This is a genomic window from Algibacter marinivivus, assembly GCF_003143755.1.
In the GTDB taxonomy this organism is placed as follows: Bacteria; Bacteroidota; Bacteroidia; order Flavobacteriales; family Flavobacteriaceae; genus Algibacter_B; species Algibacter_B marinivivus.
Genome location: NZ_QFRI01000001.1, coordinates 314,198 through 324,701 on the forward strand (window position 1 = coordinate 314,198; position 10,504 = coordinate 324,701).

Annotated in this window: 11 protein-coding genes and 1 tRNA gene; 6 read left to right on the forward strand and 6 right to left on the reverse strand. The window is 31.4% G+C overall.

All coding sequences use genetic code 11. The annotated features are described in order from the left end of the window. Positions 1-7 precede the first annotated feature (7 nt). The 3 genes from DIS18_RS01535 to DIS18_RS01545 form a co-directional block, all read right to left on the reverse strand. The gene (locus tag DIS18_RS01535) at positions 8-205 is read right to left on the reverse strand and encodes a hypothetical protein (protein ID WP_109351285.1); all 198 of its coding nucleotides are present in this window, start codon (positions 203-205) and stop codon (positions 8-10) included. 123 nt (positions 206-328) lie between these two features. Continuing rightward, positions 329-1,129: a TIGR00266 family protein gene (locus tag DIS18_RS01540; RefSeq protein WP_109351286.1), complete on the reverse strand. Its 801-nt coding sequence runs from the start codon at positions 1,127-1,129 to the stop codon at positions 329-331. 161 nt (positions 1,130-1,290) lie between these two features. Further along, positions 1,291-1,746, reverse strand: a complete 456-nt coding sequence (locus DIS18_RS01545; RefSeq protein ID WP_109351287.1) for a DUF4442 domain-containing protein — start codon at positions 1,744-1,746, stop codon at positions 1,291-1,293. Positions 1,747-1,904: 158 nt separating this feature from the next. Here DIS18_RS01545 and DIS18_RS01550 point away from each other — a divergent pair, with 158 nt between their 5' ends. The 5 genes from DIS18_RS01550 to DIS18_RS01570 all read left to right on the forward strand — a co-directional run bounded on the left by DIS18_RS01550 (position 1,905) and on the right by DIS18_RS01570 (position 6,525). Then, complete coding sequence (locus DIS18_RS01550) at positions 1,905-2,351, forward strand: DUF4870 domain-containing protein (protein ID WP_109351288.1); 447 nt, start codon at positions 1,905-1,907, stop codon at positions 2,349-2,351. A 224-nt stretch (positions 2,352-2,575) separates the two neighbouring features. Beyond that, positions 2,576-2,917, forward strand: coding sequence for a PadR family transcriptional regulator (locus DIS18_RS01555; protein WP_109351289.1), 342 nt, complete (start codon positions 2,576-2,578; stop codon positions 2,915-2,917). Further along, positions 2,914-4,710 (forward strand): PspC domain-containing protein, encoded by a 1,797-nt coding sequence (locus DIS18_RS01560; protein WP_109351290.1) that lies wholly within the window; start codon positions 2,914-2,916, stop codon positions 4,708-4,710. Before DIS18_RS01555 ends, DIS18_RS01560 begins: the two co-directional genes overlap by 4 nt. Before the next feature lie 104 nt (positions 4,711-4,814). Continuing rightward, positions 4,815-5,543 carry a head GIN domain-containing protein gene (locus DIS18_RS01565; RefSeq protein WP_109351291.1) on the forward strand — a complete coding sequence of 243 codons (729 nt, stop codon included), beginning with the start codon at positions 4,815-4,817 and terminating at the stop codon, positions 5,541-5,543. A 145-nt stretch (positions 5,544-5,688) separates the two neighbouring features. Then, positions 5,689-6,525: a GIN domain-containing protein gene (locus DIS18_RS01570; RefSeq protein WP_109351292.1), complete on the forward strand. Its 837-nt coding sequence runs from the start codon at positions 5,689-5,691 to the stop codon at positions 6,523-6,525. A 125-nt stretch (positions 6,526-6,650) separates the two neighbouring features. Here the strand turns inward: DIS18_RS01570 and DIS18_RS01575 are convergent. Beyond that, positions 6,651-6,725 (reverse strand) — tRNA-Pro (locus DIS18_RS01575). Between the two features lie 96 nt (positions 6,726-6,821). Next, a complete protein-coding gene (gene trxB / locus DIS18_RS01580; protein WP_109351293.1) occupies positions 6,822-7,802 on the reverse strand; it encodes a thioredoxin-disulfide reductase in 981 nt (326 codons plus the stop codon). 162 nt (positions 7,803-7,964) lie between these two features. On the opposite strand from trxB, the gene DIS18_RS01585 reads away from it, so the two are divergent. After that, on the forward strand, positions 7,965-8,441 hold the full coding sequence (locus DIS18_RS01585) for a hypothetical protein (protein WP_109351294.1): 477 nt from the start codon (positions 7,965-7,967) through the stop codon (positions 8,439-8,441). Positions 8,442-8,842: 401 nt separating this feature from the next. Here DIS18_RS01585 and DIS18_RS01590 read toward each other — a convergent pair whose 3' ends face one another. Further along, positions 8,843-10,222, reverse strand: a complete 1,380-nt coding sequence (locus DIS18_RS01590) for a sugar porter family MFS transporter (RefSeq protein ID WP_109351295.1) — start codon at positions 10,220-10,222, stop codon at positions 8,843-8,845. Between the last annotated feature and the right edge of the window lie 282 nt (positions 10,223-10,504).

Below are 10,504 nucleotides of genomic sequence, written 5' to 3' on the forward strand. Positions count from 1 at the left end.
CTTTTTTTTATGGTTTTAAATAAATTAGACATTGATTTAGTTCCGGGTTTTGCTGTACAAGAGAATGAATAAAAATTTTAAGCTCTTCAATCTCATAAGGCAGTAATCTTTGTAGTGCCTTTTGTACTTCTTTGCAAAACAACGTTGTGTCAAAACTAACTTTATTAAGTACAGTTTTGGTATACTCTAGCATTGCTCTTGCCATATTAGTGTTAAGGTTTAAGGTTTGTATTAAATAGTAGATTTGTGAATAGGCTTGTTTGTTTATTGAACTCTAAATTTACTAAAAAATTGTAAAAATCTATCTTTTTAATAGGACTTTAACACATTAAAATCTATTATCTCCATCCAATAAATCTCCAATACCCCCTAAAATACTGCCTTCTCCTTTACTTTTCCTTCCTGCTCTTGGGGCACTAGCTAATACTCTTCCTGCAAGCCTGCTAAATGGTAAAGATTGGATGTAAACCGTTCCTGGACCTTGTAGCTTAGCAAAGAATAAACCTTCGCCTCCAAATACAGTATTTTTAATACCACCAACAAACTCGATATCGTAATCTACAGTTTGATCAAAACCTACAATACAACCTGTATCAACTTTTAAAGTTTCTCCAGCTGCTAATTCTTTTTTAGCCATGGTACCTCCTGCATGTACAAATGCCATACCATCACCTTCTAGTTTTTGCATGATAAAACCTTCGCCTCCAAAAAGTCCGCGACCTAATTTTTTTGAAAACTCAATACCAACACTAACCCCTTTTGCTGCACATAAGAATGCATCTTTTTGACAAATAAATTTTCCATTAAACGCTGTTAAATCAATTGGAATAATTTTTCCTGGATAAGGTGATGCAAATGATACATTGCGTTTGCCCACTAAGTCGTTATAAAAAGCAGTCATAAATAAACTTTCTCCAGTAAGGATACGTTTTCCTGCGCCTAAAATTTTTCCTAGAAAGCCTGTATCTTTTTGAGAACCATCTCCGAATATGGTTTCCATTTTAATCCCATCGTCCATCATCATGAAGCTTCCAGCTTCAGCTACAACACCCTCTTGTGGGTCTAGTTCTATTTCTACGTATTGCATTTCTTCGCCGTAGATGCGATAATCTATTTCGTGTGATGTCATTTTTTATTGTTTTTTGTTGATTCGTTTATATGTTGATTTGTTTTGGGTTTTGTTACAAGTTTTTTTAAAATTCCAAACTGAGACTAAATTTATTTTCTCACAAAGGCAATAAGTCGCAAAGAATTAAGAGACTTATTGACTACTGAGACTGAGACTTTAAACTAGCTCTTAACTTTTACGCTCCACTCAAAATTGAATGTTGACACCACAACATCATCTTCATTTACGCCTACTGATTGCATCCATAGGGTTTGTCCTTCTCCTGTTTCAATTGCTTTTTTAAGTACTTCATCAATCGCTTTTCCATCATTGCACGTAAATCTTATTTTTCCTGTGGCTTTTTTTGTAAATGTAGCATTGTTTGATGTGACTAACATAGAGACTCTTTTACCAGATTCTTGAATCTTACTGATCATTAATGCACCTGTTGAAAACTCTGCTGCCATACCTTGTACTGCCCAAAACATAGACTTAAAAGGGTTTTGGTTTATCCATTTAAATTTAACACCTACAATACATTTCTCGTTATCTATATGCTTTGTTCTTACCCCGCAAAAAAAAGCTACTGGCAGTTTGAACATGGTGTAAGTATTTAGTTTTGCTGGTGTTAAAGCCATTATATGTGTTTTAATTTTTCACTAAGTTATGAAATTAAAAGCTATTGCTAAATGTTAAATTTTTGTTAATTTTTAGTACTATGCGTAACAAAGTACCTTCTTTTAGACATATATTTGCATAAGAAACTATTATATGTTTTAATCAATCATTAAAAATCATGTTAGATACTCATCAAAAAAACATCGCAACATTTATACATTTATCTACCTTTAGTAGATTCTTTATTCCGTTTGGAAACTTTATTGGGCCAATAATTTTATGGAGTGCTAATAAAGAGAAATCGGAGTTTATTGATACCCATGGGAAGCAGGCTATAAATTTTCAGATTAGTGTTTTTCTATATGCAGTAATTTTAGGAACCTTGACGATTCCGTTTTTTGTTTTTAAAATTTTTAACGGTATTGACTTTATAGATTTTCATGGTTTTGAAAGTTTCCATATTAATATTGGAAAACCTTCTCCTCTACTTTACATTGGTGGCTTTTTAGGTGCCTTTGCAGTAATTGGTTTTATTATTGAACTAGCCTTAATTGTTGTTGCGAGTTTAAAAGCTAGAGATGGGCAGGTTTATAAATATCCGTTAACTATTAATTTTTTAAAATGACACTATGTTTAAGAAAGCGTTTAGTTAGCAAATATGCCCGCGTTAGGGATTGTAGTGGATAGCCCACAGCCTGACGAAGGAAGTGCGAGGACTTGTAACGGAAAGCCCGACCCTTTAGGGTAACGCCCAAATTATAATTTTAGAATACAAATTTCATCAAAAAATAATCATCAATCAAATCAATCAAAAAATGAACAGTTTCACAACATTAAACGAATGACACTATGAAGATAGAAAACACAAAAGCACAAATGCGTAAAGGGGTTTTAGAATTCTGCATACTATCTGTTTTAAAGGATGACGATGCGTATGTAGCAGAAATTCTGGGTACCTTAAAAGACGCGAAGTTGCTGGTTGTTGAGGGCACCATTTACCCTTTATTAACGCGACTTAAAAACGCAGGACTTTTAAATTACAGATGGGAAGAATCGACCTCTGGACCTCCAAGAAAATACTACGGTTTAACCGAAACTGGCAAATTATTTTTAAAGGAATTAGCCACCACTTGGAGTGAATTACACAATGCAGTAACTATAGTAACAAGCCAAAAAACAACAAAGAAATGAATAAGACAGTCAACATAAATTTAGCAGGTATATTTTTTCATATAGATGAGGATGCGTACTTAAAATTACAACGCTATCTGGAGGCTATAAAACGTTCATTTACAGACTCGCAAGGGCGATCTGAAATTATAGCAGATATAGAAGCACGTATTGCCGAACTTTTTAGCGAGCGTGTACAAAACGATAAGCAAGTTATAAGAATTAAAGAAGTAGATGAAGTGATCTCGATTATGGGGCAACCTGAAGATTACTTGGTAGATGACGAAATTTTTGAGGATGAACCTAAAACATCTTACAGAAGCAGTAAATCATCATCATCGTCTTCTAGAAAATTATTTAGAGATACAGACAACTCTTATATTGGAGGTGTATCGTCTGGATTAGGCCATTATTTTGGTATAGACACTATTTGGATTCGATTAGCATGGATTCTTTTAATTTTTGGAGCAGGTACAGGTATATTACTATACATTTTACTTTGGGTGTTAGTTCCTGAAGCTAAAACAACTGCTGAAAAGCTAATGATGACAGGGGAACCTGTCAACATTAGCAACATTGAAAAAAAAATTAAAGATGGATTTGATACGGTAACCGAAACTGTAACTGATGTTGCAAAAAATGTTTCGGATTCAGTTTCAAACGCCGCAAAAAGTGTGGATGTAAAAAAAACTAGTAACTCCATAAAATCATCATCAAGAACATTTTTTGATACACTAGGCGATGTTATTATGTTTTTCTTTAAAGTGTTTGCTAAGTTTATTGGTGTTATTCTAATTATTACTGGAGCTGCAGCTTTAATAGGACTAATAATAAGTTTATTCTCCCTAGGTGTAGCAGATATTATACATATTCCAGGTTTGGATATGGTTGAACTTGTTAATGCTGGAGAAACCCCTATTTGGTTAGTATCATTATTAACGTTTTTTGCAGTAGGTATTCCGTTTTTCTTTATTTTCTATTTAGGACTTAAAATTCTAATAAACAATCTTAAATCTATAGGAAATGTTGCAAAATTCACCTTACTAGGATTGTGGTTAGTTTCTATTATAGCACTAGTTATTGTTGGAGTAAGACAAGCTAGCGAGCATGCTTTTGAAGAGAGCTACACTGAAAAAACTGAATTACCAATTACAGTTAATGATACACTTAATATTAAAATGGTAAATAGTGATAATTTTAATTCAGATCGTTATCATCGTAATAGATTTAAACTAGCATATAACGAAAATGGTGATAAAGTTTTATATTCATCAGACATTGATATTATTGTTAAGTCTACTACTGACTCTGTTGCAAAAATGAGTATAAGAAAACGTGCAGATGGGAGCAATTATGAAAAAGCTATTGAACGTGCTAAGAACATAGATTATAATTTTGAAATTATAGGCAATACCTTAGTTTTAAATTCTTATTTAACTACGAGTCCTGAGAATAAATTTAGTGACCAAAAGGTTGACATTCTTCTCTATTTACCTGAGAACTCTATTGCTTATTTTAATAATAGTACAGAAAACAGCTTACACTACAGAACTTATGATGGTAATATTGTTTCTAGAGATGATACCAATCATTATTTAAAAATTCTTTATGATAATGTTGAATGTTTAGATTGCCCTGAAGAAGATTTTGACGTAAGGGTAGATACTCCTAATTTAAAAATCAATGATAATGGTATAGAAATAAAGTCTGATGACACGCATATAAAAATAGATGAGAACGGTATTAAAGCTGAATCTGATGACGTAGAAGTAAACATAAATTCTGATGGCGTTGAAATAGAGTCAGAGGAATAACAATTCATCATTAAAATACAACAACTCGGATATTTAATTTATTAAACACACATGTAACTTTAGATATTTGAACAACAAATTAATCATCAAAAAACAAAACAATTATGACAACTCTAATCAAATTTATTATTGCTATCGTAATAAGCTTAACGCTTTTTTCGTGTAATTTCGATATGAACTTTAACTCAGGAGTTAGAGGAAATGGAGACGTAATTACTGAAGACCGAAACATCAATCAATCTTTCACATCAATTAAAGCAACTGAAGGTTTAGATGTTTATTTAACACAAAGTGATAGCGAAAGCATTACTGTTAAAGCTGATTCAAATTTACATGAACTTATTTTAACTGAAGTTGAAGATGGTGTTTTAAAAATACATACTAAAGAAAATATTGGTAGAGCATCCTCAAAAAGAGTTAATGTAAGCTTTAAAGATATTGCAAGTATTACCTCAACAAGTGGAAGTGATGTCTATTCAACCAATACAATACATACTGAACGCTTGGATTTAAAATCTACCAGTGGAAGCGATATGAAGCTTGATGTTAATACTTCAGTTCTGCATTGTAAATCTACAAGCGGAAGTGATTTAAAAGTCTCTGGGAGAACCATAAAATTGGTTGCAGAAGCTACTAGCGGAAGTGATATTAAAGCAGCAGATTTAAAAGCTGAATCTAGCGAAGTAAAAGCAACAAGTGGAGCTGATATAACGGTTAATACATCAAAAGAATTAACCGCTAGGGCTACAAGTGGAGGCGATGTTAAATATTACGGAAATCCTGAAAAAGTGGATAAAAGCGACAGCTCTTCTGGGAGTATTAGACAGCAATAAAACAAATAGAAAAACCAACTAATTTTTAAACCACTCCAAACTTTAATAAAAAGTTTGGAGTGGTTTTTGTTTTATATTTGTTAGTGACTAATTAGGCTTCTATGTGTCTAATTAATAACATTTAAGCAATTAATCTATTTCAAAAATGAAAAAATCCCTAGCATTCCTTTTTTTTGGTTTATTATCTTTCTCGCTTTGTAACGCACAAAGTTCAGAAAAAATTAAGGGCAATAGAAATGTTACTATACAACAAACAAATATTGAATCTTATCATACTATAGCTTTAGATGAAGATTTTGAAATTGAAATCATATATGACATAAACCCTTCTGTTGAGGTTGAAACTGACGAAAATTTGCATGAGTTTATTGAGTTTCAAGTTATTGATAGTGTTCTTACTTTTAATAAAAGAATTAAAATTACTTCTAAAAAAAGATTGAATATTAAGGTTACTTATGATGATGCGTTAAAACATATTGAAACCTCTGACAATTCTGAAATATTATCACTAGCTACTATGGATTTGGAAAATGGTTCATTAGAAACCAGAGGATCATCAAAAGTGGGATTAACCATAAAATCTAATGATTTTGATTTTAAAGGTGATGATAAATCAAAAGTAAAATTAAACTTAACAAGTGAAAATTGTTCTATAAATATGAGCGGAAATAGTAAACTTGAAGCTTTAATTAATACTACTGATGTTTCTGCAACACTTTATCAGCGGGCCAATGCGAATATTGAGGGCATCACAAATACAGCAAAGCTAGATTTGGATAACAACACTCAATTCAACGGAAAAAATTTTACTATTAATACCTGTGAGGTACTTTGCGAAATAAGTGGTGACGCATACCTTGAAGTTTTAGATGATATTAGTATTGATGCCACTGGGACTAGTGCTATTTATCTTTATGGTAATCCAAAAATCACTATAAACAAGCTTACTGACACTACAAAACTTCAGAAAAAAGTTAAGTAAACTAAAGTGTGTTTTTGTTGGGATGACAGGATTTAGAAAATCCTAATAAACTCTTATTGTAAATAGTAATTTCAAATTTACTTAAGAAAGTAAACTTCCTACGTAAACCTAAAATTATTATTTAGTCGGGATGACAGGATTTGAACCTGCGACCACACGACCCCCAGCCGTGTACGCTAACCGGACTGCGCCACATCCCGTTTAAATAGTTTTCAAAGAAAACATTATTTTGCATAACTACAAAAATCGAAAAAAACCAAAGCTATTAGCTCTGGCTTTTTAAAGTAATTTTTTACTTAATTGTAATTAGACGTTGAAACTTCAAATGTTGCATCTTTTGCAGCTAAATAGCGTTCAGCATCCAAGGCAGCCATACATCCTGTACCTGCAGCAGTTACTGCTTGTCTGTACACATGATCAGCTGCATCACCAGATACAAAAACTCCCTCAACATTTGTTTTAGAAGAACCTGGGACATTTATTATATAACCTGTTTCATCTAAATTTAAGTAGTCTTTGAAGATATCAGTATTAGGTTTATGTCCAATCGCTACAAAAAATCCTGTAGATGGAATTTCATGCTTTTCATTGGTCAGATTGTTAAAAACTCTAACCCCTGTAACTACTTGTCCATCTCCTAAAACCTCATCAGTTTCTGTATTGAACAGAATTTCAATGTTCTCAGTATTTTTAACTCTTGCAGCCATTATTTTAGATGCCCTAAACTCATCTCTTCTAACCAACATGGTTACTTTTTTACAAAGTTTTGACAAATAATGAGCCTCTTCACAAGCCGAATCTCCTGCACCTACAATTACTACTTCTTGGTTTCTATAAAAGAACCCATCACAAACGGCACAAGCAGAAACACCTCCACCTAATTTTAAATATTTCTGTTCTGAATCTAAACCTAAATATTTTGCTGATGCTCCTGTTGAAATAATAATGGTATCTGCATGAATTTCTTTCACATCATTAACCCATACTTTATGTATATCTCCAGAGAAATCTACTTTTGTTATCCAACCATCACGAACATCTGTTTCAAATCGTTGCGCTTGAGCTTGTAACTGCATCATCATCTCTGGTCCAGTTACACCATCAGGATAACCAGGAAAATTCTCTACCTCATTGGTTGTTGTTAATTGCCCACCAGGTTGTGTTCCTTGATATAAAACTGGTTTCATATTAGCTCTAGCTGCATAAATAGCTGCTGTATAACCAGCTGGACCAGAACCAATAATAAGACATTTTACTTTTTCTATATTTTCAGACATAGTTTCTATAAATTTTAACTTTTACAAAAGTAGAATTTTTGACTGAATCCTTACACTTAAGTTATTAACACTTAACTATAGTTAGATACTCAAAAACTATAATTCCTCAATTTATATTGATTTTTTTCGTAACTTGTTATAAGTCAACCAAAACCAGAAGTTATGAGAAAAAGCATTCTTTTAATAGGTATATTATTCACTCTTTTTATTTCCTGCAATGATGTAAATAAAAACACTTTAGAATTAGATAAACAAAACTCTTTTGAAAATAAACTTTCAATTTTAGGCGTATGGGAACGAACGAGTTTTTACAATTATGATGAAAATGGCAAAATTAAAGATAGTTTTGCTTCTTCTGAAACCAACAAACACATTAAAATTTTTACACCTTCTAAGGTTATGTGGTGTAGAAATATTTCTGCTGATTCATCAGAATGGTTTGGTTTTGGAAGCTATAAACTAACCGACAGTTTACTAACTGAAACATTACAATATGGTTCAGTGGAAATGAGCAAATTTATAGCTATGAATCCAAAATTTGTATTTCATTATAATTTGGAAAAGGAAAAATTTAGTCAAATACAAATAGATAGTTTAGGACACCCTTTATTTGCAGAGAACTATATACGCTTGGAATAAAGACTCTATAGTCTTTTTAATAAAAAAGCACCTTTCAAATTATTGAAAGGTGCTCTTCGTCGGGGTGGCAGGATTAATTAAATTCTCATAACCACCTATATTCACTACTGTTATTATCGTTTATTAATTTGTGTTCACCGATTTGCACACTAAAATCAAAAAGAACTCTTTAAAAACAAAATTTAATTGTCTTTGTTAGTATAAAGATACAAATTATATAAGTATTGATGAGATTAACATTTTAAATTGTTTTTAGAATTATATTTTAAATTAGTACTAACACTTTTGATTTCTAATATTAATTTACTGTTTACCATAAATAATAATAGAAAATTTTTTGTGGTAAAATAAATAAAATCTTTAGCTCCTTTATTAAAAATAGCAAGAACAACTCAATAAAACTATTCTTTCCAGAATCCTTCAATTTCTTCAAGTGATTTCCCCTTCGTTTCAGGAATGAATTTGTATGTCACAAACATGATAATTACAATAAATACAATAAATACAAAATAAGGTAAAGAACCATTCCAAGTTGCACTATTATTAACTTCACTATCCATAACTACTGGAAAAGATTGTGATACCACATAATTTGCTGCCCATTGTGCAGCTACAGCTACAGACATGGCTACACTACGTATTTTATTGGGAAACATTTCTGAAAGTAAAACCCAAACAACTGGACCCATAGAAAGTGCAAATGACGCTATGAAAATTAAAACTCCTAATAAGGATAAAAAGCCTACAGATTGTTGTTGAAGCGTAATCCCTAATAATAAAAACCCAACTATCATACCAATAGAACCAATATATATTAATGGTTTTCTTCCAAATTTATCAACCGTGAACATAGCTACAAAAGTGAATATAAGGTTAATAAATGCTAACAATATTTGTTGTGCTAAAATGTCATCTTTACCGAAACCTAGTGCTTTTTCAAAAATATCGGCGCCATAATATAGTACTGCGTTTATTCCAGTAAATTGTTGCAAAACTGATAGTGCAGTTCCTATAACTATAATGCCAAGTATTATTTTTGAAAAATAATTTACTTTAATATGACTATCCCGCGTTTTAAGAGAGTTTTTAATGTCTTCTATTTCTTTATTTGCTTGATCTGCACCATGAATCTTGGTTAATATTGCTAATGCTTCATCATCTTTTCCTTTAAGAGCTAACCATCGCGGGCTTTTTGGTACTAAAAATAGTAGTATTAAGAATAAGCAGCTTGGAATTAATTCTGACCAAAACATCTGTTTCCAACCAAATTCTATGTTTTCTGCTTCAGTTAAATTGTTTCCAATAAAATAGGTAGCCAAAAACACTACAAAAAAACCAATGACTATAGCAAGTTGGTAATAAGTTACCATTTTTCCTCGTATATCACTTGGTGCAATTTCTGCTATGTACATAGGTGCATTCATTGAAGCTATACCAATACCTAAACCTCCAATAATCCTAAATACAACTAATAATGAAACAGACTCAGGAAAAATGGATGGTAATCCAGAACCATAGGCAGACATTGAAAATAATATAGCTGAAATTATTAATGAGTGTTTTCTACCAAACCTTATACTTAGAGGTCCAGCTACTATGGCGCCAACTAAACAGCCTAATAAAGCACTTCCTACTACCCAGCCTTTCATTGCAGAATCCAAATCAAAATGTTTACTTAAATAAAATTGGGCGCCATTAATAACACCTGTATCATAACCAAATAATAATCCTCCTAATGCAGATACTGCTGTTATTAATAATAAAAATGTTTTTTTATTCATAATTTGTATTTTAAATTAGTTGTAAATGAGAGACAGATTAGTTTTTTGATTTTGTAAAACTAACTTGTAAATAGAGGTCTCAGGTTTCATTATTGTCAATAATCGTCAACCTAACATCATAAAATATATTTTTATTAGTTTTTTTTCTACTATTGCAACAAATAGCTAGTTTATATCAAACAGAATTAAATTATTTTAAAATCTAAAAATGTATTAACTTTAGAAGAAATACAAAATTCACAAAACCTTTTAATTTAGTATATTTCAAATTAATTTATTAAA